This window comes from Sphingomonas insulae (assembly GCF_010450875.1).
Classification (GTDB): Bacteria; Pseudomonadota; Alphaproteobacteria; order Sphingomonadales; family Sphingomonadaceae; genus Sphingomonas; species Sphingomonas insulae.
The window spans coordinates 2,475,611-2,498,038 of record NZ_CP048422.1; the positions used below are offsets into that span (position 1 = coordinate 2,475,611).

The following is a 22,428-nucleotide window of genomic DNA, read 5'->3' on the forward strand; positions in this document are numbered from 1 at the left end:
TGGTCGGCGTACGTTTCCGTACGAGTGCCCCGGTTGTTCATGGTGTCCAATTTGGCCGCCGCGCCGCGGGGGTGACGGAGCCGCCGGCCCGCCCTATCTGAACGCCATGGCAGACCTGCTGACCGGCCTGGAGCCCGAACCCGTTCCGGACGTGCCGGTTGCCGGCGCCCCCCTTGCCGACCGCCTGCGCCCGCGCCAGCTGGCCGACGTCGTGGGGCAGGACCATCTCACCGGTCCCGACGGCGCGATCGGCCGGATGGTCGCGGCGGGACGGTTGTCGTCGATGATCCTGTGGGGGCCACCCGGCACCGGCAAGACGACGATCGCCCGTCTGCTCGCCGCCGCCGTCGACCTGCGGTTCGTCGCGATCTCGGCGGTGTTCTCGGGCGTCGCCGACCTCAAGAAGGCCTTTGCCGACGCGCGCGACCATGCCCGCCTGGGCAGGCGCACGTTGCTGTTCGTGGACGAGATCCACCGCTTTAACCGCGCCCAGCAGGACGGCTTCCTGCCGTATGTCGAGGACGGCACGGTGACGCTGGTCGGCGCCACCACCGAAAACCCCTCCTTCGAACTCAACGCCGCCGTGCTCAGCCGCGCGCAGGTGCTGATCCTCCACCGGCTCGGCCGCGACGCCCTGGGCCAGCTGCTCGACCGGGCGGAGGCGATCGAGGGGCGCACGCTGCCGCTGACCGTCGACGCCCGCGCCGCGATCGTCGCGCAGGCGGACGGCGATGGCCGCTTCCTGCTCAATCAGGTCGAGACCCTGTTCTCGGTCGACCTGCCAGAGCCGCTGGACCCCAATGCCCTCTCCGCCTTTCTGCAACGCCGCGTTGCGGTGTACGACAAGGATCGCGAGGGGCATTACAACCTGATCAGCGCGCTCCACAAATCGATCCGCGGTTCCGACCCGCAGGCGGCGCTCTATTATCTGGCGCGGATGCTGACCGCGGGCGAGGAGCCGCTCTACCTCCTCCGCCGCCTCACCCGCGCTGCGGTCGAGGACATCGGCCTCGCCGACCCGCAGGCGCTGGTCCAGTGCATCGCGGCCAAGGACACCTACGACTTCCTCGGTTCGCCCGAGGGCGAGCTGGCGATCGCGCAGGCCTGCCTCTATCTCGCGACCGCTCCCAAATCGAACGCCGCCTATATGGCGCAGAAGAAGGCGTGGCGGTCGGCGAAGGAGACGGGATCGCTGATGCCGCCCGCCAACATCCTCAACGCCCCCACAAAGCTGATGAAGCAGATCGGCTATGGCGCCGATTACGCCTATGACCACGATGCCGAGGACGCCTTTTCCGGCGCCAATTACTGGCCCGACGAACTGCCGCCGCAGCGCTTCTACGAACCCAGCGGCCGCGGGTTTGAGGCGCGGTTGCAGGAACGCCTGGCGCATTGGGATGCCCTGCGCCGCGACCGCAAGCCCTGACCGTCCGGCCATGCTCCCTCTGGACTAGTCGTCCCGCTTGTCGCATGGGGCGACCCAACGCCGGTTTAGCTCAGCTGGTAGAGCAGCGGTTTTGTAAACCGAAGGTCGCGGGTTCGATTCCTGCAACCGGCACCATATCGCCTACAGGCGCGCACTGTCGGCGACCTGTCGCGCCGCTGCCACGCTGCGGTCGAAATAATACAACGCCGGCGCTTCGTAGGTGATGAGGTACAGCCTGCCGCCGATCATCGCTCCGCGCCCCTCGCCGCGGCGGTGCAGCGTCTCGCCCTGCCGAGTAAAGGCATAGGTGAAGCGGACGCCCTTGCCGCCGGCGAATGTGACCGGCTCGACCGTGCCGATGCTCATCGCCGCCGTTCCCAGCGCGATCCGGTAGCTGCTTTCGAGCAGGGCGGGGATGTCGGTGATCAGCATCGTCGCCGATACCGTCGGCAGCGGCCGGTTCTTCCTGTCGGCCTCGCGGAACAGCGGCTTGCCCGCGTCGATCCCCCCGTAAAAGGTCAGGTCGTTGAGCGCATCGCCATCCAGCGTCCATGTCTCGGCATTGCGGCCGGGCCGCGCGCCCAGCTTGTTCCACTCCGATGCGGGCTGCACGGTGAGCGTCGACTTGGCGACCGCGATCCGGGTGCCGGCCGGGATCAGCTTGTTCCCCGCGATGGCGGGAACGCTGATGAGCGCCGCGGCGATGGCGACAGACAGGCCGAGACGGCGGAAGGACATGACGGACCTCATGAATCGACGAGGGTGGAGATGAGCGCCGCATCGCCCGCATCAGGCTTGCGGCGCAGGTAATCGCGCAGCGCGACCTTGCCGGGCTCGATCTGCTGGCTGCGCAGGAGCGACAGGCCGAGCCCGCGATACGCTTCGGGCGGAGCATCGCCCCTTGCGATCGCATCCTGGTAGAAGCCGGCGGCGCTGACCAGGTCGCGCGGGTTGCCGCGCTCGCGGTACAATTCGGCCCGCGCGAACAGCAGCGGCGTCGTCCAGCCATCCGCCGCCAATTGAGCCAGCACGAATTCGCTGCCGCCGAAATCGTTCAGCTTGACCTGATCGGCGAGGAATGTCGGCAACCATGGCGCCAGCGCTGCGCGATAGGCATCGGCCGCCGCGGAGCCGCCGTCCCCGATCTCCTGCGCCGCCGCCCGCAGATAGGTCGCGCGCGCCAGATTGGTCGGGTGGGTGGCGAAGAAGCCGGCGACGTACTTCTGGTTGGCCTTGCGGTGCCGCCCGATCGCGGTCGCATCCGCCTCGCCCATGATCCGGTCCCACACGTCCGCCGCCGCGGCCGACGGATAGCGCGACGTCGCCAGATAGCGCACGCCGATCATGTCCGCCGACGTCTCCTGCGCCCGGTCGAATGCGTAGAAGCCGCCGATCGTGCTGATCTGCATGGCGCCGCTGTTCGCCACCAGGATCGATGCCCAGGCCATCAGGTCGCTGCCGCTGCGCCTGTTGCGAAAGCTGCTGAGCGTGTGCCGCAGTTCGAAATGACCGAATTCATGGCCCAGCACGGCGCCCAATTCGGCTTCGTTGCGCAACCGCAGCAAGGCGCCAGACCAGATCGTCATCGTCCCGTTGGCGGTCATCGTCGCATTGAACGCCGGCACGCGCAGGATGTAGAGCCGCACCGACTTGCAGCGATCCTCGCCGACCGTCCGGCACAGCACGCCGCGCACATAGGCGTTGAGCGCGGGATCGCGGATCACGTCGGCGGCATCGCGCAGATGCCGCTCATCCTCGTCCGCCATCATCCATGCGCCACGTTCATCCACGTTCGTCGGCTGGTAGGCGGCGACATAGGGCGGCAGCGGGGCGACCTTGTTGGCCGCCATCGCCGGTGTCGACGCCATGCCGATCGTCAGGGCCGCCGCGATCCGCCAGCGCATCTCAGTGCGCCGCCGATACGGCCGTCACCGGCGCGTCGGCCGGCTTGCCCGGGAACCCTTCCAGCAACTGCCGTACGCGCTTTTGCGCACCCTCGGCATCGCGCACGTCGCCGCCCATCTGTAGATCGGCGTTCAGCCAGACCAGTTCGCCGGTGCGCACATCGACCAGTCCGGCAAACCCCTTGTGCACGCCAGCGGTCACCGGCACGCGTGCCAGCGCGGCGAACACCTGCAGGACCTTGCGCCCGGTCGATCCAAAATGATCCTCTGTCGTGACGAACAATGCATAATCGGCACCCGCCAGACCGGGCAGGCGCGCGACATCCGCGCCCAGGCTCCATTCGAACTGCCCGTCGCGCTTCTTGGTAGGCAGGCGGTTGCCGGGGAAGAACTGGTATTCGATCACCGATTGCGCGACCGCATCGAACAATTCCTGATATTCCGCCAACATCGCCGGGTCTGCATTCCCGGGCTCGACGTAATCACCCACTATATTGCCAAGGCTGGTCTGTGCGAGCCCAAGCGCCGCAGCGATGTTCTCGCGCGCCTGCGCAGTCCAGTCGGCATTGGGCTCGAACATACCGCCGGTCGATTGCGCCCCGACCTTGATCGAGGGTCGCAGCAGCACGATGCGCGCAGTACCCGGCTTCAATTGAAAGCCCGGTTTCAGTCCGGTCTTCTCCTGCGCGAACACCGGCACAGACGTCAGCATGACGAGGACGATGGCGGCCAAGCAGGTGTACAATGCCCGTATCATGATTCCCCCCCGAATCGCATGCCCCCATGCCATTCATCCCGACGGTATCATGTTTCGGTCGCGGGCCAAGCCATGCTCGCCATGATCCTGCGATGCCATGACTTGTGCTGACCCATGGACGACGCCGCATCCCGGCGCGGCGCCCTGCATCCTCTCCGTCCGGCACCAAATGCGCCGACCGGCGTTACGCCTCCGCAATGGTTTCACGCTCCCTGAAGGTCGCCAGTTACAACATCCACAAGGGCATCGGCCTCGACCGCCGTCGCAACCCCGAACGCGTGATCGAAGTGCTGCGCGAGATCGACGCCGATATCGTCGCATTGCAGGAAGCGGATCGCCGCTTCGGCACCCGCGAAGCCGTGCTGTCCACGCATCTGCTGGACGAACACAGCGACTGGAAACCGGTGGAATTCGGCATGCGCGCGCTGTCGATGGGCTGGCACGGCAACGTCATCCTCGTGCGCAAGTCGGCGGACATCGTCCACCGCGAGGCGATCCACCTCCCCTCGCTCGAACCGCGCGGCGCGGTGATGGCGGACGTGCGGACCGATGCCGGCATCGTCCGCATCGTCGGCATGCACCTTGACCTGTCGGGCCTGTGGCGACGGCGACAGGCCGCCGCGATCATGGCGCATGTCGCCGCATCGACGCACAGCCATCCCACCGTGCTGATGGGCGACCTCAACGAATGGACCGCCGCCGCCGGTTGCCTGCGCGATTTCGGCCGCGACTATGCGATGGCGACGACGGGGCCCAGTTTCCATTCCCGCCGCCCGGTCGGCAGGCTGGATCGGATCATGGTGTCGCGCGAACTGACGGTGACCGATTGCGGCGTGCACGCCACGGCCGCCGCGCGCAAGACGTCCGACCACCTGCCGATCTGGGCCATGGTGTCACCCGCCTGATGCGCGAGAAGGAACTGCGCCTCGCCCTCGTCTGCTACGGCGGGATCAGCCTTGCGGTCTACATGCACGGCATCACCAAGGAGGTCTGGCGCATGGTCCGCGCCAGCCAGGCCTATCACGCCGGCGAACCCGCCGCGGAAGGCAGCCAGGGCGTCTATCGCGCGTTGATCGAGGAGATCGAGACGATGGCGGACCTGAAGGTCCGCGTCCTCGCCGACATCATCGCCGGCGCATCCGCGGGCGGGATCAACGGCATCTTCCTGGCGCAGGCGATCGCGACCGGACAAAGCCTCGAACCGCTCACCGATTTGTGGCTCACATCCGCCGATGTCGAGGCGCTGATCGATCCGGACGCCGCGCCATCATCGCGGTTTTCCAAGATGTGGGCCTTGCCACTCGCCTGGGTCGCGGCCGGTCGCAGCGCCGACAAGGTCGAGGCACTGGACGAGGCGACCCGCGACGAGGTGCGGACCAAGTTGTCGCACTTCGTCCGCTCGCGCTGGTTCGAACCACCGTTCGGCGGCGCGACCTTCACAGGCCTGCTGCTCGACGCCTTCGATGCGATGGCGAAGAGCGAGGTCGGACCGCGGCTGCTGCCCGATGGCCAGCCACTCGACCTGTTCGTCACCTGTACCGACTTCACCGGCCATCCCGAACGCCTGCGACTGAACTCGCCGCCGGAAGTAATGGAGACGGAACACCGCATCGTGCTGAGCTTCACCGACCATGCCTCGGGCGGGCCGATCGGCGCGATCCCCGATCTCGCCTTTGCGGCGCGGGCGACATCGAGCTTTCCCGGTGCCTTCCCGCCCTTCACCGTCGGCGAACTGGACGGCGTGCTGGCGGATCGGGGCATCGACTGGCCGGAGCGCGCCGACTTCCTGAAGCGCACCCTGCCCCGCCAATACGCCGCCAACCAGACGGACAAGGCGGTGTTGATCGACGGATCGGTCCTTGCCAACGCGCCCTTCCGGCCCGCCATCGATGCGTTGAAGGAACGTCCGGCACGCCGCGAGATCGATCGCCGCTTCGTCTACATCGACCCCTCACCCGGGATAAAGATCCGTCTGGGCGCGGGCGGGGAAAAGCCGGGTTTCTTCCAGACCATCCTCGGCGCGCTGAGCGACCTGCCGCGCCAGCAACCGATCCGCGACAACCTGGACGCGATCGCCGAACGGTCGGGTCGGATCGACCGCATGCAGGGCATCGTCACGGCGCTGCGCCCCGCCGTGGAGGAAGAGATCGAACAATTGTTCGGTCATACCCTGTTCCTCGATCGCCCTACACCGGCCCGGCTGATCGCATGGCGGCGGCGTGCGCAAGGCGCGGCGGCGACGCGCGCCGGCTACAGCTATGCCGCATATGGCCATCTGAAACTCAGCGGCGTCGTCCAGTCGATCACCGCGCTGCTTTATCGCGTCGGCGGCGAACCCGGCCAGCACCGCTGGCGACGCATCCGCGCCGCGATCGAGGCGGCGATCGCCGACCGCGGCTTCGGCGGGGTCGCACCGTCCTTTTCGGGCAAGGAAAGCGCAGCGACGATCGATTTCCTGCGCACCTTCGACACCGGTTTTCGCATCCGCCGCCTGCGCCTGATGGCACGCAGGTTGAGCGAACTGGAGGCCGACGGCGTCGATGCGAGTGCGATGCGCGACGCGATCTACGCCTCGCTCGCCGCGTATCTCGACCGCCAACGGGCGGACGACCACCCGCATCTCGGCTCGCAGGTGCGGCGGCTGCGCGGCGCGGACGCCGGACCGGTGCTGGATGCGCTGGGGGAGGCGCTGAACCTCACCGCGCTCGATGCGGAAACCGACAGCCGGCTGGCGGAGGCGTTCGCCACGCTGGACAGGGCGACGCGGCGGTCGCTGCTGCTCGCCTATCTCGGCTTTCCCTATTTCGATACGGCGACACTGCCGCTGTTGCAGGGCGAAGGGCTGGACGAATTCGATCCTATCAAGGTCGATCGCATCGCGCCCGATGATGCGACGGCGATCCGGTCAGGCGGGGCGGAGGCGACGTTGAAGGGCATCCAGTTCAACAGCTTCGGCGCGTTCTTCAGCCGCGCCTATCGCGAGAACGACTATCTGTGGGGCCGGCTGCACGGCGCCGAACGCATGATCGACATCTGCGTGTCGACGTTGCCGCCGACGGTGCGGATGAAGCCCGGCCGCGTCGCCGCGATCAAGCGCGCCGCGTTTCGCGCGATCCTGGACGAAGAGGAGCCGCGGCTGACCGCGATACCGTCCCTGATCGCGACGCTCCGCACCGAAGTGGGCTGACCCGGTCAAAGGCTGGCCAACCGCGCGACCCGCCGCTACCCTGACCGCCATCGGGAGTATCGCATGCAGTTCCTCAAGATCCTGTTCTGGTTCCTGCTCGCCTTCGTCGCGGCGCTGTTCACCTATGGCAATTGGACCAGCATCCAGATCAACATGTGGAGCGGCCTGATCGCCGACGTGAACCTGCCGCTGCTGCTGCTGGTCACCTTTCTCATCGGCTTCCTGCCGACCTATCTGTATCTCGGCACGGTCCGCTGGCGACTGCGCCAGCGGCTGGCGACCTGCGAACGGATGCTGGCCGACAATCGCGCGCTCGTCGCGGCACCCGCGGTGCCCGCCGTGCCCGCCGTGCCCGCCATGCCCGCAATGCCGATCGCGACCGACCCGGTCGTCGACGTCGCGCCGGAGGGGCGACTGATATGAGCCCCATCTACGTCGCGATCGACACGCCCGACCTTGCCCGCGCCAAGACGATCGCAACACGCACGCGTGCGCACATCGGCGGCATCAAGCTGGGCCTCGAGTTCTTTTGTGCGCATGGCCAGCATGGCGTGCGCGAGATGGCGGAGCTCGGCCTGCCGATCTTCCTCGACCTCAAGCTGCACGACATTCCCAATACCGTCGCAAAGGCGGTACAGGCGCTCAGTCCGATCGAACCGGCGATCCTGACCGTCCACGCGAGCGGCGGGCGGGCGATGCTGGAGGATGCCAAGGCGGCGGCGCCCATCCATACCAGGGTGGTCGCGGTGACCATGCTCACCAGTCTGGATGCGGCCGATCTCGCGGCGACCGGAGTCGGCGGCAGCGCGCACGATCAGGTGCTGCGCCTGACCGATTTAGCCCATGAGGCAGGCATCGACGGTATCGTCTGTTCGGGGGCAGAGGTCGCCGCCGCCAAGGCTGCGTGGCCGCGGGGGTTCTTCGTCGTGCCCGGCGTCCGCCCCGCCGATGGCCCGGCGGGCGACCAGAAGCGCGTGGTCACCCCGCGCGCCGCGCTGGATGCGGGCGCGTCGATCCTCGTGATCGGTCGACCGATCACACAGGCCGACGACCCCGACGCCGCCGCGCGGGCCATCGGCGCGACGCTGTGACGTGGCGCTGATCCGGCCCTTCGTCCCGGCAAAAGACTTCGCGCTGTCCCAGGCCTTCTACGCGGCGATCGGGTTCGACACGGTGTACCGCGACGCGGAACTGGCGATCATGGACCATGACGGCGCCGGCATCCTGCTACAGGCCTATTATGTTCAGGCGTGGGAGGAAAACTGCATGTACCAGCTGTTCGTCGACGATCTCGACGATTGGTGGAAGCGGACGGACGGGCTGATCGAACGGTTCGGCGTGCAGCCACCGCGCGCACCGGCGATGCAGGATCACGGCCTGCGGGTCGGTTTCCTCTTCGATCCCGTCGGCGTGCTATGGCAGGTGTCGGAGCCGCCGACACGGGGTTGAGTTCCGCGGCCGGAGCGCCGAAGGACACGCCATGCCCCTTGCCAAGATATGCGGTCTCTCGACGCCCGAAACGCTCGACGCGGCGCTTCGCCATGGCGCCAGCCATATCGGGTTCGTCTTCTTTCCACCTTCGTCGCGCCACCTCGATTTCGCGCAGGCCGAACGGCTGACCGCGCGGGTGCCGGGGAGCGTCGGGCGGGTCGGCGTGTTCGTCGATCCCGACGATGATACCGTCGAGCGCGCGGTGACCTCCGGAAAGCTCGACATCCTCCAGTTGCACAAGACAACACCGGCGCGGATGGCCGCGATCCGCGCACGGACCGGCCGCCAGACGTGGGCGGCGGTCGCCGTGAAGACGCGCGCAAACCTTGGCGCAGCGCGTGGTTTCATCGGGACTGCGGACCGGATCCTCTATGACGCCAAGACGCCGGACGGCGCCAGCCTGCCGGGTGGCATGGGCCTGCGGTTCGATTGGGCGTTGCTCGACGGATTCGATCATCCGTTGCCCTGGGCGCTGTCGGGCGGCCTCGATCCCGGCAATGTGGCGGAGGCGATCCGGCGCACCGGTGCGCCGCTGGTCGACGTATCGTCCGGCGTCGAAAGCGCGCCGGGGGTCAAGGATGTGGACAAGATCGCCGCCTTCCTTAAAGCGGCGCAGCTATGAACGCCCCCAACACCTTTCGCGCGCAACCCGACGATCGTGGGCATTTCGGCCAGTTCGGCGGCCGCTACGTCGCCGAAACGCTGATGCCGCTGATCCTCGATCTCGAACGCGAATATCGCGCGGCGAAGGCCGATTCGGCCTTTTTGGCGCAATTCGACGACCTGATGGAACACTACGTCGGCCGCCCCAGCCCCCTGTATCACGCCGAACGGCTAAGCGCCGCGGTGCGTGAGGGTGGGAAGCCCGGCATGGGCGCGCAGGTCTGGTTCAAGCGCGACGAGTTGAACCACACGGGCGCGCACAAGATCAACAATTGCATCGGCCAGATCCTGCTCGCCATCCGCATGGGCAAGACTCGGATCATCGCCGAAACCGGCGCAGGCCAGCACGGCGTCGCCACCGCCGCAGTCTGTGCCCGCTTCGGCTTGCCCTGCGTCATCTACATGGGTGCCAAGGACGTCGCACGGCAACAGCCCAACGTATTCCGCATGAAGCTGCTCGGCGCGGAGGTTCGCCCCGTGACGTCCGGCGCGCAGACGCTGTCCGATGCGATGAACGAGGGTCTGCGCGACTGGGTCGCCAATGTCCATGACACCTTCTACATCATCGGCACCGCTGCCGGCCCGCATCCGTATCCCGAACTGGTCCGCGACTTCCAGAGCATCATCGGACGCGAGGCGCGGGCGCAACTGCTCGCGCGGACCGGCAAGCTGCCCGACATGCTGGTGGCGGCGATCGGTGGTGGATCGAATGCGATCGGCCTGTTCCATCCGTTCCTCGACGATGCCGACGTCGCCATGCTCGGCGTCGAGGCGGCGGGCCATGGGCTGGAGGGCAACGAACACGCCGCCAGCCTGGCAGGCGGCTTTCCCGGCGTGCTCCACGGCAACAAGACCTATCTGTTGCAGGACCAGGACGGGCAGATCGCCGAAGGGCATTCGATCTCGGCCGGCCTCGACTATCCCGGCATCGGGCCCGAGCATGCCTGGCTGCGCGACATCGGCCGCGTCGAATATACCAACGCAACCGACAAGGAGGCGCTGGACGCCTTTCAGCTGCTGTGCCGGACGGAGGGGATCATCCCCGCGCTGGAACCCGCCCACGCCATCGCCGCGGTGACCAAGCGCGCGCGCACGATGCGCGACGACCAGATCATCCTCGCCAATCTATGCGGTCGCGGCGACAAGGACATCTTCACTGTGGCCGACGCGCTGGGGGTGGCAATATGAGCGAGCGGCTGGCGCGTGCCTTCGCAGTGCATCGGCCTGCGCTGGTGACCTTCGTCACCGCGGGCGACGGACCGACCGACGCGATCCTCGACGCCCTGGTCGAAGGCGGTGCGAACGTCATCGAACTCGGCATGCCGTTCACCGACCCGATGGCGGACGGCCCGGCGATCCAGGCGGCGAACATCCGCAGCTTGGCCGCCGGCACGCGCACCGCCGACATCCTGTCGATCGCGACGGCGTTTCGGGCACGTCACCCGAATGTCCCGCTGGTCCTGATGGGATATGCCAATCCGATGCTGCGCCGCGGCCCCGACTGGTTCGCGCAGGCTGCGGCGGACGCGGGCGTCGATGGCGTGATCTGCGTCGACATTCCTCCCGAAGAGGATGACGCGCTGGGTCCCGAATTGCGCCGCCGCGGAATCGATCCGATCCGCCTCGCCACGCCGACCACCGACGCCGCGCGCTTGCCCAAGGTGCTCGATGGCGCGTCCGGCTTTCTCTATTACGTCTCCGTCGCCGGGATCACCGGCCTGCAACAGGCGGCGCAAGGATCGATCGATCAGGCCGTCGCGCGGCTGAAGGCATCGACCGACCTGCCGGTCGCAGTTGGATTCGGCGTGCGCACGCCCGAACAGGCATCGGCGATCGGTGCGGTCGCCGACGGCGTCGTCGTCGGGTCGGCGATCGTGGAACTCGTCGCGCAGCATGGTGCCGATGCGCCCGCCGCCGTCCGTACCTATGTTCAATCGCTGAGCGGAGCGCTGAAGGACTCCGCGCGAAAGGTTACCGCATGAGCTGGATCAGCAACGTCCGCAACGCCCTGCCCTTCGTCGCCAAGCGCGAATCGTCGGACGAGAACCTGTGGCACAAGTGCAAGGGCTGCGGGCAGATGATCTTCGCTAAGGAATTGGAGGAGAACCTCTACGTCTGCCCGAAGTGCGACCATCACGAGCGGATCGGGCCGAAGGAACGCTTCCGGCAAATCCTCGATGATGGCAGCTGTTCCGAACTGCCGGTGCCCAAGGTGCCTGAGGATCCGCTGAGATTCCGTGATTCGAAACGCTATACCGACCGGCTGAAGGCGGCGCGGACGTTGGCGCAGGAACAGGATGCGCTCATCAACGCCCGCGGTACGATCCTAGGCCACCGCGTGGTGATGGGCGTACAGGACTTCGCCTTCATGGGCGGATCGATGGGCCTTGCCGTCGGCGAAGCGTTCGTGCGCGGGGTCGAGGCGGCGATCAAGGACAAGGCACCGTACGTCATCTTCACCGCCGCCGGCGGCGCGCGCATGCAGGAAGGTATCCTGAGCCTGATGCAGATGCCGCGCAGCACCGTTGCGATCCAAATGTTGCACGATGCCGGCCTGCCCTATGTGGTGGTGCTGACCGATCCGACCACCGGCGGCGTCACCGCGAGCTACGCAATGCTGGGTGACGTGCAGATTTCGGAACCCGGCGCGCTCATCGGCTTCGCCGGCCAACGCGTCATCGAAAGCACGATCCGTGAAAAGCTGCCGGAGGGATTCCAGCGCGCCGAATATCTGCTGGATCACGGCATGCTCGACATGGTGGTGCATCGCAAGCAGTTGCGCGACCAGCTGGCGACGGTGATCGGTTACCTCACGGCAGCGCGCGCGGCCTAGCTTAACAGGCGCGCGCGGGCATGCCGGACCACGCCACATCTACCGACCCCGCGGTGCAAGCGCAGCTCGATCGGCTATGGGCGCTGTCGCCCGGTGCCGACGTGCTGGGGCTGGAACGGATCACCCGCCTGCTCACGCGGCTCGGCGATCCGCAACATGCGCTGCCGCCGGTGTTCCATGTCGCCGGCACCAACGGCAAGGGTTCGACCTGCGCTTTCCTGCGCGCGGCGCTGGAGGCAGCGGGACATGACGTCCACGTCTTTTCGAGCCCCCATCTGGTGCGCTTCAACGAACGCATCCGCATCGCCGGACGCCTGATCGAGGATCCGGCGCTTTCAGCGCTGCTCGGCGAGGTGCTCGACCACGCCGACGGCATCGCCGCGAGCTTCTTCGAGGTGACGACCGCCGCGGCGTTCCTGGCCTTCGCCCGCACACCGGCGACGGCCACGATCGTCGAGGTGGGGTTGGGCGGCAGACTGGATGCGACCAACGTCATCGAGTGCCCCACCGTCACGGGCATTGCGGCGCTCGGCATGGATCATGAGGCGTTCCTCGGCGACCGCATCACCGACATCGCCGCGGAGAAGGCAGGGATCGCGAAGGCCGGCGTGCCGCTGGTGACGATGAACTACCCTGCCCCCAGCCGCGCGCGCATCGCCGCGGCCGCCGCGCAGGTCGGGGCTCCGCTCGTAGCCCGCAACGAGCATTGGTGGAGCGACACCGCGCGTGGCACGATCCGCTATCGCGACACCGGCTTTTCGGTCGTGACGCACCGGCCGCGGCTGGTCGGACCGCATCAATCGCGCAATCTTGCGTTGGCGATCGCGATGCTGCGACATCAGGGCACGGTGAACGTGCCGGAGGCAGCCATGCGTGCCGCCGCGGACTGGGCGCAATGGCCAGCACGCATGCAACGGCTCGGCGGCGGCCCCCTGCACGATCGACTGGGTGAAGGCCGCGAGCTGTGGCTTGACGGCGCGCACAATCCGTCCGCGGCGCAACCGGTAGCCCGCGCGTTGCGCGACGTGGCGGCCGGCCGTCCGGTCGTGCTGGTGCTCGGCATGCTCGCCAACAAGGATGCCGCCGGGGTTTTGCGGATGCTGGCCACCGCGGTGTCCCACGTCATCGCCGTGCCGGTACCGGGGCATGCGCATCATGCTCCGGCAGCATTGGTGGCGATGGCCGACGATCTTGGCCTGACGGGAGAGACGGCAACGGGGCTGGTAGAGGCCGTCGATAGCGCAGCTCGGCACGACGGTGCGATCGTGTTGATCGCGGGTTCGCTGTATCTCGCCGGTGAAGCGCTCGCCCTGAACGACGAGGCACCGGATTGACATAACAATTGCGATTGACTTGCAATAGCGATTTTAGGACTGTTGGCGACGAACATTGGAGTCGTCGTCATGTCCGATCTCACTACCACGATCGCCGCTCTGCCCTATGCGTTGCCCGCATGTCCCAATGCGCGGATCGCGTTGTTCGCGCTGCGACGGATGGGCGCGCACGGGCCCCACGACGCCCGCGCCAGCCACGCACTGTTCACCGCGTTCGGACAGGATTTCCGACGTCCGCTCGTCCTGATGCGAGCGTTGATGGCAGACCTTGCCGGCACTGCCGAAGGTACGATCGCCATCGCGCCATGCTGCTGTTCGCGCATGACCGCTGCCGAGCGATCGCTGCTCACCATCCTCTCGCGGATCGAAACGGCACCGGACAGTGCGCGATACCTGCTAGGCGACCTTCTCGGCGTGCGCCGCGTCGATGCGGTGATGGCGAGCGTCGCCGTCCTTGCAATGGCGTTCGCCGACGATGGTCGCCCGATCTGCGTATGATCGATCAGGCGGTCCCCTGCGGCTCCTCGGCGCGCACGTCGCCTTCCCCCGAAACGCCGGCACTGCCGATCGAACGATCGATCAATCCGGAACGGCTCATCCACCAGAACAACAACACGCCCGGCAATGCGGCCGCGGTGGTTCCCCAATAAAAGGCGACATAGCCGAAGCTATCGACCAGTCGCCCCGTCGTCGTGGCGGTGAGCACCCGTCCGACGACGCTCGCCGCCGCGGAGATGAGCGCATATTGCGCAGCGGTGAAGCGCAGATCGCATAAGGCCGAAAAATAGGCGACGATGGTGACGCCGCCGATACCGCTCGCGACATTTTCGAACGCCATCGCCGCCGCCAGCCCCATGTTGCTGTGGCCCGCAGCCGCGAGCAAGGCGAAGCTGGCATTGGAGATCATCATCAGCATCAAGCTGAGCAGCACGGATCGCTTCAAGCCAAGTTTGGCGTAAAGCACCCCGCCGATCGCAAGGCCGACCCAGAACGCCCAGAAGCCGATGACGACGTCGTAGAGCGCGATTTCGTCATTGGTGAAGCCGAGGTCGTCGAGCATCAGACGCAACGCCTGCTGCCCCAGCGTATCGCCGATCTTGTGGAGCAGGATGAAGGCCAGGATGACCAGGGCCCCATGACGGCGAAAGAATTCGATGAATGGTCCGATGATGGACGCGCCAAGTTCGGACATCCCCCGCCGCACGATGGGTTCCCGCCGGCGCGATGGCTCGCCGCGCAGCACCGCGACGATCATCGCCGGGAAGGCGAAGACGACGCAGGCAAGATAGGCGACTTGCCAGTTCGATCGCGCCGCGATGACCAGCGCCAGGGCCCCCGCCAGCACCGACCCGATCTTCCAACCATATTGTGTCATGCCCGATCCGACACCCATTTGGTTCGGTTCGAGCGTTTCGATGCGATAGGCGTCGATGACGATGTCATAGGTCGCGCCGGCGAAGCCGACGAGCACCGCCGCAACGATCGTCGCCTGAAGGTCAGCGACGGGATCGACCAGGGCCAAGTTGACGATGGCGGCTGCGACCAGCACCCCCGACAACAATATCCACGATACCCGCTGGCCCAGCCCCCCGAGGACCGGCAGCCGTATGCCATCCACCATCCATGCCCATAACGGTTTGAGATTGTAGACGAGGAAGCCGAGCGTGAAGGCGGTGATCGTCGATTTGTCGAGCCCGTCCTGTTTGAGCCGGGTGGTCAACGTGGCACCGATCATCGTGAAGGCGAGACCCGACGAAATTCCCATAAAGAAAACCGCGATCGGCCCGCGTTCGGCATAGGGCGCCAGCGGCGCGAGCCGCGCGCGGACCGCGGGCGAACGACGCATCGCCACGACGACGAGGACAGCGATCGCCGCGACGATGACGAAATACAGGTTACTGCCGGTCAACATCTACCGGACACTAGCGGCAATTTCGTATGCGAACAGCCGCTACGTGTTCAGCTGGCGGGCGCCTCGAACAATCGCAGGCCGCTGGGCAGGCGCTTCTGCTTGCGCCCGCCGATCCTGGCGTCGATCGCCTCGATCGCGCCGATCAGATCGCGTTGCTGATACGGCTTGGCGAGACAACCTGCTGCCAGCGTCGTCGCCTCGACCGGGCAGTTGCCGGTGACGAACAGCACGGGCACTCCAGCCTCCACCGCAGCGCGCGCGACGTCGAGCCCGGTGCCGTCGGCCAGATGCACGTCGACCAATATCAGGTCTACGCCGGCCCCGGATCGCAACACGTTCAGGGCGTCGACGACGCGATCCACGGTAGCCACGACTTCATAGCCGGCATCGGTCAGGACATGCTCGGTATCGAATGCGATCAGCGGTTCGTCCTCGACGACCAGCAAACGCACGATCTGGCGCTTCTTCCTCCCGAACAGCATCGACGCGCTCCGACCGGCGTGGGTGATTTTGTTACGCCTGCGCGACATAACGCGCCCGATCGGCTTAGGACGCAAATATTTTCGCGTGACGGGCGAATGAGCGTTATGGGCGGGCATGGCCCAGACACCTGATACCCGTACCGGCGACCGGATCGCAAAATTGCTGGCGCGTGCCGGCGTCGCGAGTCGCCGCGAGGTCGAACGCATGATAGAAGAGGGCCGCATCGCACTGAACGGTGCGGTGCTTGACACGCCGGCAACGGTGCTGCGGTCGTTACAGGGCGTGACGGTCGACGGTCAGCCGGCGGCATTGCCGGAACCGACGCGGCTGTTCCTCTATCACAAGCCCAACGGGTTGCTGGTGACGGAGCGCGACCCGAAAGGCCGCACGACGATATACGACCGGCTGCCGCGCGACCTGCCGCGGCTGGTGCCGGTCGGGCGGCTCGACCTCAATACCGAGGGATTGTTGCTGCTCACCACGGATGGCGGTTTCAAGCGACAACTCGAGCTGCCCTCCACCGGCGTTGAGCGCAGCTATCGTGCGCGCGCCTATGGCAACGTGACGCAGCAACAGCTTGAGGAACTGGCGGAAGGCGTCGAGATCGAGGGCATTCGCTATGGATCGATCGATGCCAATATCGAACGCCGCACCGGGGCCAACGTCTGGATTGAGATCACGATCACCGAGGGCAAAAACCGCGAAGTGCGGCGCGTGCTCGAATACCTGGGATTGCAGGTCAGCCGGTTGATCCGCACGCGCTACGGGCCCTTCGTCCTCGGCGACCTGCCGGTGGGCGGCGTCGGCGAGGTAAAGCAGCATGAGGTGGTGGCGTTCCGCCGCACGCTGAAGGGCGGCGCGCCGGATGAATCGGTGATCGAGGCACCACGCGACGGGTTCCGCACCGCGCCGAGCGTCGATCGAAACGCGCGCGCGCGAACGCGGGTCGAGGGCGGCATACCGATGCGCGAGGCGCAGGAACGCCCCAAACCGACACGGACACCGGCGCCGACCGGCGAAGGCCGTCGTGCGCCGCGGCGGAGCGAAGCGGTGCCGACCGGGATCGCGACCCGCCCCGCCCGGCCCGGGACTAAGCCGGCGAGCGGCCGCTCGCCCGGTCGAGACGAGGGATCGCGAGGCGGCGTTTCGGCCGGACGCAAGCGGGGCGAGGAACCCGGCCGTACGGCGCGCGCCGATGACCGCGCGGCAACGCGGCCCCCGCGTGGCGGCACAGCGCGAAGCGATGATCGCGCGTCGCCACGGACGCAACGCGGTGATGATCGCACCCGAACGCCACGCGGCAACGACCGAGGCCGGACCCCACGCGCCGATGATCGCGCTACGCCGCGTTCGCAAGGCAGCGACGATCGCACGCGTGCCGCTCGTGGTGGTGAGGCTACGGATCGGCCGCGGCGTAACGAACCCGGCGTTCCTGCTCCTTCGGCGCGCCCCCCCAAACCCGGAGCGCGGCCGCCACGGCGCGACGGCACTCCATCCGGCAATGGGCCGCGACCGACAAGTTCCGGGGGCCGTCCGCCGCGGGGACGCCGGCCATGAGGGTCATCGCCGGACAATGGCGCGGGCGGCCGCTCGTCGCGCCCAAAGGTGATGCCACCCGCCCGACTGCGGATCGAACGCGCGAGGCGCTGTTCTCGATGTTGACCAGCAGACTCGGCAGTTTCGAAGGACTGGCGGTCGCCGACCTGTTCGCCGGATCGGGCGCGCTGGGGATAGAGGCATTGTCGCGCGGCGCGGGTTCGTGCCTGTTCGTCGAACAGGACGGTGCGGCGCTGGACGCATTGAAGGCGAACCTCGCAAAGCTCGGCACGCGTGGAGACGTCCGGGCGGGATCCGTGATGGCGCTGGGGCCGGCGGCAAAACCGCTCGACCTCATCATGATGGACCCGCCTTATGGCACCGGTGCCGGTCTGGTCGCGCTCGACAAGCTGGCCCGGCTCGGCTGGACATCGCCGGCGACGTGGATCAGCATCGAGACGGCGAAGGCGGAAGATGTGGCGCCGACGGGGTTCGTCATCGACGTCAGCCGGGTTCACGGCAAAGCGCGGCTGACCCTCCTGCGTCAGGGCTGACGCAGCAGCGCCAGCCCGGCCAGGCTGAGCAGGCCGGCCCCGACCAGATAGAGCCCGACCCACCCGAGCCCATGGGGTGCCAGCGCCTCCGCCGCCAGCGGCGCGAGCGCGCCGCCGATGATGCCACCCAGATTGAAGGTCATCGACACGCCGGTGTAGCGCACCCCCGCAGGAAACAGGCTCGGCAGCCAGCCACCGAGCGGACCATAGGCGAACCCCATCACGAACAGCGCGAAGGCGAGCCACAGGAAGATCACGAACAACGATCCTGCGCCCAGCATCGGCCCCATCGTCAGGCCAGCGACGATGCAACCGATGAAGCCGATGACCAGCACGCGGCGCGCACCGGTGCGATCGGCGATCACGCTCGCCACGATGACCCCGGCAGCGAGGAACAGGATCGCGGCCAGCTCTGCGCCGAGCATCGCCTGCCGACCGTAACCCAGCGTCTTGGTGCCGTAACCAAGCGTGAACGCGGTCGCAAGATAGAAGAGCGCGAAGCACGCGATCACGCCGCCGGTACCCGCGATCAGCGGCCGGGCATGATGGCCGATCAGCGTCGCGATCGGCACCTTCGGCAGCGCCTCCGCCTCCGCGGCTTCAAGGAATGCAGGGGTCTCCGTCAGCTTGAGACGGACCCAGAGGCCCAGTGCCACCAGCACGGCGCTGACCAGGAACGGCAGCCGCCAGCCCCATTCGCGGAACTGCGCGTCGTCCAAGGCCAGGCCAAGGAGCAAGAACAGCCCGTTGGCCATGATGAAACCGACCGGCGCGCCGAGCGGCGGGAACATGCCCCACGTATTGCGGCGATGCGGCGGTGCGTTTTCGACGGCGAGCAGCGCCGCCCCACCCCATTCCCCGCCGAGGCCCAACCCCTGTCCCAATCGCATGACGCAGAGCAGCAGCGGTGCGATCCAGCCAACCTGGTCGTAGGTCGGCAGAAACGCGATGGCGACGGTCGATCCCCCCATCAGCATCAGGCTGGCAACCAGCGTCGACTTGCGGCCGACGCGATCGCCGAAATGGCCGAAGACGAGCGCGCCAACCGGCCGCGCGACAAAGGCGAGACCGAAGCTCGCGTAGCTCAACATCTGTTGGGCCGATCCACTTTCCGCCGGAAAGAACAGCACGCCGAAGACGAGGGCGGCGGCGGTGGCGTAGATGTAGAAATCGTAGAACTCCACGGCGGTGCCGACGAGACTGGCCGTCAGGATACGGCGTGGAGAGGCTTTTGCGACGGACTGGGTCATGCAGGCCGTTTAAGCGCGAAATAATCGTCGCGGGCAACATCGGTGAAATGTGTCCGCAACAAACCGTTCCTACATAGGAATGGTCGCTGCTCCTCTCCCCCTGTGGGTAGCGACGTGCCGGTTGTCTCCCCTGTCGACCGGCTCTCCCTGAACTACGGGGCGGTCGCATCGCGGCTGCCCCGATTTTTCGTCGGGGTATCCCGGTTCAAAACATCGTCAGATTCGCCGGGGCGCCGCGCATCGCGCAACGCCCCGTGCGCCTGTCAGCGCGCGACGCTGGCGAGGCGGATGCCGGTGTCGTCGAACCGCGCCGCGACCTGCCGGGCGGCATCGCTGCGCAATTCCGCCATGCAGAGCCTCGCATGACGCTGCTCGACCAGCGACGCACCGGGGGCAGCACAGGCCGAGCGGGCGGCGCGGCGGACGCGGGCGTCGAAACGCCGGCGGCCGTCGGCGGTGTGCAGATCGAGGCCAACGTGGGAGACGCGGATGGTGAAGGTGTCGACGGCCGGCGACGCCAGCGCGCCGCTGGACAGGCACGACAAGGCGAGCGCCGCCGTGGCGACGCGAAAGAGGGTGGTCATAGTACGAGCTCCTGCGAAATGACGGTCGCGACACCGGACCCTGCGCCCCCGCCTCCGACGGGCGAGTGATACGGGGCCGTTCCTTGCCGCGCCCCGCGTCCTAACTCCCGGTCGTTTCGCCTGCGCTACGATGGCAAGTCAGTGATGTGGCAACCCCGGCCGACGGATCGTACTTGCCCGCGCGCGCGCTGTTCCCTACCTGTTCACCGGTGACCGAAACCGCCACCCATCTGCAAGACCCGCCTTATCTCAAGGGGCTGAACCCACCGCAACGCGAGGCGGTGCTGACCACCGAAGGCCCGGTGCTGATGCTGGCCGGCGCCGGCACCGGCAAGACCGCCGCGCTGACCGCCCGGCTCGCGCATCTGTTGTGGACGCGCAAGGCGTGGCCGTCCGAAATCCTGAGCGTCACCTTCACCAACAAGGCCGCGCGCGAGATGCGCGAGCGGGTCGGGCGGCTGGTCGGCGATGCGGTGGAAGGCATGCCGTGGCTCGGCACGTTCCACGCGATCGGCGCCAAAATGCTGCGTCGCCACGCGGAGCTGGTCGGGCTGCAGAGCAACTTCACCATCCTCGATACGGACGACCAGTTGCGCCTGCTGAAACAGCTGATCGTTGCGGCCGATCTGGATGAAAAGCGCTTTCCGGCGCGCAGCCTTGCGGGGCTGATAGACGACTGGAAGAACAAAGGGCTGGTCCCGGCCGACATCGACGCGGGCGAGAGCGAACGCTACGCCAACGGGCGTGGCGGCGAATTGTATGCGCAATATCAGGCGCGGCTGAAGGCGCTCAACGCCTGCGATTTCGGCGACCTGCTGCTGCACATGCTGACGATCCTGAAAACGCATCCCGACGTGCTGCGGACCTATCAGGACCGGTTCAAATACATCATGGTCGACGAATATCAGGACACCAACGTCGTCCAGTACCTGTGGCTGCGGCTGCTCGCCCAGCAACGCAAGAACATCGCCTGCGTCGGCGACGACGACCAGTCGATCTATTCCTGGCGCGGCGCGCAGGTGGAAAACATCCTGAAGTTCGAGAAGGACTTCCCGGGCGCCACTGTCATCAAGCTGGAGCAGAATTACCGGTCGACGCCGCATATCCTGGGCGCCGCATCCGGTATGATCGCCAACAACGGCGGGCGGCTCGGCAAGACATTGTGGACCGAACTCGACGCGGGCGAAAAGGTGCGGGTGCTGGGCGTATGGGACGGCCCGGAAGAAGCGCGCCGGGTCGGCGATGAGATCGAGGCATGCCAGCGTGGCGGCAAGAGCCTGGACGATGTCGCCATATTGGTCCGCGCGCAGCACCAGACGCGCGAATTCGAGGACCGGTTCATCGCCATCGGCATGCCGTACCGGATCGTCGGCGGCTATCGGTTCTACGAACGGGCCGAGATCCGCGATGCGCTGGCGTATCTTCGGATCGTCAACCAGCCGTCCGACGATCTCGCGTTCGAGCGGATCGTCAACGTGCCCAAGCGCGGCCTCGGCGACAAGGCGCTGGCCAAGATTCACCAGCTGGCGCGTATCGAGGGCGTGCCGCTGACCATCGCATCCGCGCGTATCCTCGATACCGACGAATTGACCCCGCAGGCGCGGCGCGCGCTCGGCAATCTGGTCGGCGACATCGCACGTTGGCGCGATATGGCGCGCGACCTGCCCCATGCCGAACTCGCGCGGCAGATGCTCGACGAGAGCGGCTATACCGCGATGTGGCAGGCCGAGAAGTCTGTCGAGGCGTCGGGACGGCTGGAGAATTTGTCCGAACTCGTCCGCGCGATGGAGGAATATGAATCGCTCGGCGCGTTCCTGGAACACGTCAGCCTGGTCATGGACAAGGAGGGCGGCGCGCAGGACCCGCAAGTGACGATCATGACGATCCACGCCGCCAAGGGTCTGGAGTTCGACACCGTCTTCCTCGTCGGCTGGGAAGAGGGCCTGTTCCCCTCGCAGCGGTCGCTGGACGAGGGCGGCACCAAGAGCCTGGAGGAGGAGCGCCGCCTGGCCTATGTCGCGATCACGCGGGCGCGCCGCAAGGCGGTGATCCTGCATGCCGCCAACCGCCGCATCTATGGCCAGTGGACATCCAGCATTCCCAGCCGTTTCGTCAGCGAATTGCCGCCCGAGCATATCGATGCCGACACCACGATGTCGGGCGGCGAGAGCCTGTGGCGGGCGAATTGGAGCGAGCGGGCAGACCCGTTCGCCGATGTCGCGCGCGGCACGGGCCGCGGGCCGGGCTGGCAACGCGCGGCGGGTTCGGGTTCCGGCTTCACCACCGCCCCGACACGGGTCGTCGAGAGCCGGTCGAGCGCGGTGAGCCTCGGCAACAAGGGGCGTAGCGACCTGTCGGTGGGCCAGCGCGTCTTTCATCAGAAGTTCGGCTATGGCGAGATTGCCGAGATCGAGGGCAACAAGCTGGAGATCGATTTCGAGGCGGCCGGCCGCAAGCGGGTGATGGACAGCTTCGTCACCATCGGGTGACGAAGCTGCGGCGCGTCGGGCCCCC

At 67.1% G+C, this 22,428-nt stretch carries 22 protein-coding genes and 1 tRNA gene; 16 read left to right on the forward strand and 7 right to left on the reverse strand.

Going from position 1 to position 22,428, the window contains the following annotated elements; translation table 11 throughout:
• Positions 1-106 precede the first annotated feature (106 nt).
• Complete coding sequence (locus GTH33_RS13440; protein ID WP_163958819.1) at positions 107-1,426, forward strand: replication-associated recombination protein A; 1,320 nt, start codon at positions 107-109, stop codon at positions 1,424-1,426.
• Positions 1,427-1,485: 59 nt separating this feature from the next.
• Positions 1,486-1,561 (forward strand) — tRNA-Thr (locus GTH33_RS13445).
• Positions 1,562-1,567: 6 nt separating this feature from the next.
• On the opposite strand, the gene GTH33_RS13450 is transcribed toward GTH33_RS13445, so the two are convergent.
• The 3 genes from GTH33_RS13450 to GTH33_RS13460 are packed head-to-tail and all read right to left on the reverse strand — an operon-like array spanning position 1,568 to position 4,042.
• On the reverse strand, positions 1,568-2,164 hold the full coding sequence (locus tag GTH33_RS13450; protein ID WP_163958820.1) for a hypothetical protein: 597 nt from the start codon (positions 2,162-2,164) through the stop codon (positions 1,568-1,570).
• A gap of 8 nt (positions 2,165-2,172) precedes the next feature.
• Positions 2,173-3,330 carry a M48 family metallopeptidase gene (locus tag GTH33_RS13455; protein ID WP_243848230.1) on the reverse strand — a complete coding sequence of 386 codons (1,158 nt, stop codon included), beginning with the start codon at positions 3,328-3,330 and terminating at the stop codon, positions 2,173-2,175.
• A gap of 1 nt (position 3,331) precedes the next feature.
• The gene (locus GTH33_RS13460) at positions 3,332-4,042 is read right to left on the reverse strand and encodes a hypothetical protein (protein WP_163958821.1); all 711 of its coding nucleotides are present in this window, start codon (positions 4,040-4,042) and stop codon (positions 3,332-3,334) included.
• Positions 4,043-4,284: 242 nt separating this feature from the next.
• Here GTH33_RS13460 and GTH33_RS13465 point away from each other — a divergent pair, with 242 nt between their 5' ends.
• From GTH33_RS13465 to GTH33_RS13515, 11 genes are all read left to right on the forward strand, one after another.
• The gene (locus GTH33_RS13465; RefSeq protein WP_163958822.1) at positions 4,285-4,992 is read left to right on the forward strand and encodes an endonuclease/exonuclease/phosphatase family protein; all 708 of its coding nucleotides are present in this window, start codon (positions 4,285-4,287) and stop codon (positions 4,990-4,992) included.
• Positions 4,992-7,274, forward strand: a complete 2,283-nt coding sequence (locus GTH33_RS13470) for a patatin-like protein (RefSeq protein ID WP_163958823.1) — start codon at positions 4,992-4,994, stop codon at positions 7,272-7,274. Before GTH33_RS13465 ends, GTH33_RS13470 begins: the two co-directional genes overlap by 1 nt.
• Positions 7,275-7,337: 63 nt before the next feature.
• Positions 7,338-7,697 (forward strand): hypothetical protein, encoded by a 360-nt coding sequence (locus GTH33_RS13475; protein WP_243848229.1) that lies wholly within the window; start codon positions 7,338-7,340, stop codon positions 7,695-7,697.
• A complete protein-coding gene (pyrF, locus tag GTH33_RS13480) occupies positions 7,694-8,365 on the forward strand; it encodes an orotidine-5'-phosphate decarboxylase (protein ID WP_163958824.1) in 672 nt (223 codons plus the stop codon). Before GTH33_RS13475 ends, pyrF begins: the two co-directional genes overlap by 4 nt.
• Position 8,366: 1 nt before the next feature.
• Entirely contained in the window at positions 8,367-8,723 is a 357-nt protein-coding gene (locus tag GTH33_RS13485) for a VOC family protein (RefSeq protein ID WP_163958825.1), read from the forward strand.
• 31 nt (positions 8,724-8,754) lie between these two features.
• Positions 8,755-9,387, forward strand: a complete 633-nt coding sequence (locus GTH33_RS13490) for a phosphoribosylanthranilate isomerase (protein WP_163958826.1) — start codon at positions 8,755-8,757, stop codon at positions 9,385-9,387.
• Positions 9,384-10,616 carry a tryptophan synthase subunit beta gene (gene trpB, locus GTH33_RS13495; RefSeq protein WP_163958827.1) on the forward strand — a complete coding sequence of 411 codons (1,233 nt, stop codon included), beginning with the start codon at positions 9,384-9,386 and terminating at the stop codon, positions 10,614-10,616. The genes GTH33_RS13490 and trpB overlap by 4 nt, the downstream gene beginning before the upstream one ends.
• Positions 10,613-11,410, forward strand: coding sequence for a tryptophan synthase subunit alpha (trpA, locus tag GTH33_RS13500; protein ID WP_163958828.1), 798 nt, complete (start codon positions 10,613-10,615; stop codon positions 11,408-11,410). Before trpB ends, trpA begins: the two co-directional genes overlap by 4 nt.
• On the forward strand, positions 11,407-12,261 hold the full coding sequence (accD, locus tag GTH33_RS13505; RefSeq protein WP_163958829.1) for an acetyl-CoA carboxylase, carboxyltransferase subunit beta: 855 nt from the start codon (positions 11,407-11,409) through the stop codon (positions 12,259-12,261). The genes trpA and accD overlap by 4 nt, the downstream gene beginning before the upstream one ends.
• A gap of 20 nt (positions 12,262-12,281) precedes the next feature.
• Positions 12,282-13,595 carry a bifunctional folylpolyglutamate synthase/dihydrofolate synthase gene (locus tag GTH33_RS13510; protein WP_163958830.1) on the forward strand — a complete coding sequence of 438 codons (1,314 nt, stop codon included), beginning with the start codon at positions 12,282-12,284 and terminating at the stop codon, positions 13,593-13,595.
• Positions 13,596-13,664: 69 nt separating this feature from the next.
• Complete coding sequence (locus GTH33_RS13515) at positions 13,665-14,093, forward strand: DUF6628 family protein (RefSeq protein ID WP_163958831.1); 429 nt, start codon at positions 13,665-13,667, stop codon at positions 14,091-14,093.
• Positions 14,094-14,097: 4 nt separating this feature from the next.
• On the opposite strand, the gene GTH33_RS13520 is transcribed toward GTH33_RS13515, so the two are convergent.
• Together GTH33_RS13520 and GTH33_RS13525 are read right to left on the reverse strand one after the other, a co-directional pair.
• Positions 14,098-15,507: an AmpG family muropeptide MFS transporter gene (locus GTH33_RS13520; protein WP_163958832.1), complete on the reverse strand. Its 1,410-nt coding sequence runs from the start codon at positions 15,505-15,507 to the stop codon at positions 14,098-14,100.
• Positions 15,508-15,554: 47 nt separating this feature from the next.
• Positions 15,555-15,989, reverse strand: coding sequence for a response regulator (locus GTH33_RS13525; protein WP_163958833.1), 435 nt, complete (start codon positions 15,987-15,989; stop codon positions 15,555-15,557).
• Between the two features lie 115 nt (positions 15,990-16,104).
• Between GTH33_RS13525 and GTH33_RS13530 the strand changes: the two genes are divergently transcribed.
• Positions 16,105-17,547 carry a pseudouridine synthase gene (locus tag GTH33_RS13530; protein ID WP_163958834.1) on the forward strand — a complete coding sequence of 481 codons (1,443 nt, stop codon included), beginning with the start codon at positions 16,105-16,107 and terminating at the stop codon, positions 17,545-17,547.
• Positions 17,544-18,080 (forward strand): 16S rRNA (guanine(966)-N(2))-methyltransferase RsmD, encoded by a 537-nt coding sequence (gene rsmD / locus GTH33_RS13535; RefSeq protein ID WP_163958835.1) that lies wholly within the window; start codon positions 17,544-17,546, stop codon positions 18,078-18,080. The genes GTH33_RS13530 and rsmD overlap by 4 nt, the downstream gene beginning before the upstream one ends.
• Here the strand turns inward: rsmD and GTH33_RS13540 are convergent.
• Together GTH33_RS13540 and GTH33_RS13545 are read right to left on the reverse strand one after the other, a co-directional pair.
• Positions 18,071-19,330, reverse strand: a complete 1,260-nt coding sequence (locus GTH33_RS13540; RefSeq protein ID WP_163958836.1) for an MFS transporter — start codon at positions 19,328-19,330, stop codon at positions 18,071-18,073. The two genes, rsmD and GTH33_RS13540, sit on opposite strands and share 10 nt — an antisense overlap.
• A gap of 263 nt (positions 19,331-19,593) precedes the next feature.
• A complete protein-coding gene (locus GTH33_RS13545; protein WP_163958837.1) occupies positions 19,594-19,914 on the reverse strand; it encodes a UrcA family protein in 321 nt (106 codons plus the stop codon).
• A gap of 209 nt (positions 19,915-20,123) precedes the next feature.
• On the opposite strand from GTH33_RS13545, the gene GTH33_RS13550 reads away from it, so the two are divergent.
• Positions 20,124-22,403 carry an ATP-dependent helicase gene (locus GTH33_RS13550; RefSeq protein ID WP_163958838.1) on the forward strand — a complete coding sequence of 760 codons (2,280 nt, stop codon included), beginning with the start codon at positions 20,124-20,126 and terminating at the stop codon, positions 22,401-22,403.
• Positions 22,404-22,428: the final 25 nt, after the last annotated feature.

Bases quoted from the DNA above. Each gene is read 5' to 3' on its own strand.
- GTH33_RS13440 (WP_163958819.1), top strand. From the start codon at position 107: ATGGCAGACCTGCTGACCGGCCTGGAGCCCGAACCCGTTCCGGACGTG.
- GTH33_RS13450 (WP_163958820.1), bottom strand. From the start codon at position 2,164: ATGTCCTTCCGCCGTCTCGGCCTGTCTGTCGCCATCGCCGCGGCGCTC.
- GTH33_RS13455 (WP_243848230.1), bottom strand. From the start codon at position 3,330: ATGCGCTGGCGGATCGCGGCGGCCCTGACGATCGGCATGGCGTCGACA.
- GTH33_RS13460 (WP_163958821.1), bottom strand. From the start codon at position 4,042: ATGCTGACGTCTGTGCCGGTGTTCGCGCAGGAGAAGACCGGACTGAAA.
- GTH33_RS13465 (WP_163958822.1), top strand. From the start codon at position 4,285: ATGGTTTCACGCTCCCTGAAGGTCGCCAGTTACAACATCCACAAGGGC.
- GTH33_RS13470 (WP_163958823.1), top strand. From the start codon at position 4,992: ATGCGCGAGAAGGAACTGCGCCTCGCCCTCGTCTGCTACGGCGGGATC.
- GTH33_RS13475 (WP_243848229.1), top strand. From the start codon at position 7,338: ATGCAGTTCCTCAAGATCCTGTTCTGGTTCCTGCTCGCCTTCGTCGCG.
- pyrF (WP_163958824.1), top strand. From the start codon at position 7,694: ATGAGCCCCATCTACGTCGCGATCGACACGCCCGACCTTGCCCGCGCC.
- GTH33_RS13490 (WP_163958826.1), top strand. From the start codon at position 8,755: ATGCCCCTTGCCAAGATATGCGGTCTCTCGACGCCCGAAACGCTCGAC.
- trpB (WP_163958827.1), top strand. From the start codon at position 9,384: ATGAACGCCCCCAACACCTTTCGCGCGCAACCCGACGATCGTGGGCAT.
- trpA (WP_163958828.1), top strand. From the start codon at position 10,613: ATGAGCGAGCGGCTGGCGCGTGCCTTCGCAGTGCATCGGCCTGCGCTG.
- accD (WP_163958829.1), top strand. From the start codon at position 11,407: ATGAGCTGGATCAGCAACGTCCGCAACGCCCTGCCCTTCGTCGCCAAG.
- GTH33_RS13510 (WP_163958830.1), top strand. From the start codon at position 12,282: ATGCCGGACCACGCCACATCTACCGACCCCGCGGTGCAAGCGCAGCTC.
- GTH33_RS13515 (WP_163958831.1), top strand. From the start codon at position 13,665: ATGTCCGATCTCACTACCACGATCGCCGCTCTGCCCTATGCGTTGCCC.
- GTH33_RS13520 (WP_163958832.1), bottom strand. From the start codon at position 15,507: ATGTTGACCGGCAGTAACCTGTATTTCGTCATCGTCGCGGCGATCGCT.
- GTH33_RS13525 (WP_163958833.1), bottom strand. From the start codon at position 15,989: ATGCTGTTCGGGAGGAAGAAGCGCCAGATCGTGCGTTTGCTGGTCGTC.
- GTH33_RS13530 (WP_163958834.1), top strand. From the start codon at position 16,105: ATGGCCCAGACACCTGATACCCGTACCGGCGACCGGATCGCAAAATTG.
- rsmD (WP_163958835.1), top strand. From the start codon at position 17,544: ATGAGGGTCATCGCCGGACAATGGCGCGGGCGGCCGCTCGTCGCGCCC.
- GTH33_RS13540 (WP_163958836.1), bottom strand. From the start codon at position 19,330: ATGACCCAGTCCGTCGCAAAAGCCTCTCCACGCCGTATCCTGACGGCC.
- GTH33_RS13545 (WP_163958837.1), bottom strand. From the start codon at position 19,914: ATGACCACCCTCTTTCGCGTCGCCACGGCGGCGCTCGCCTTGTCGTGC.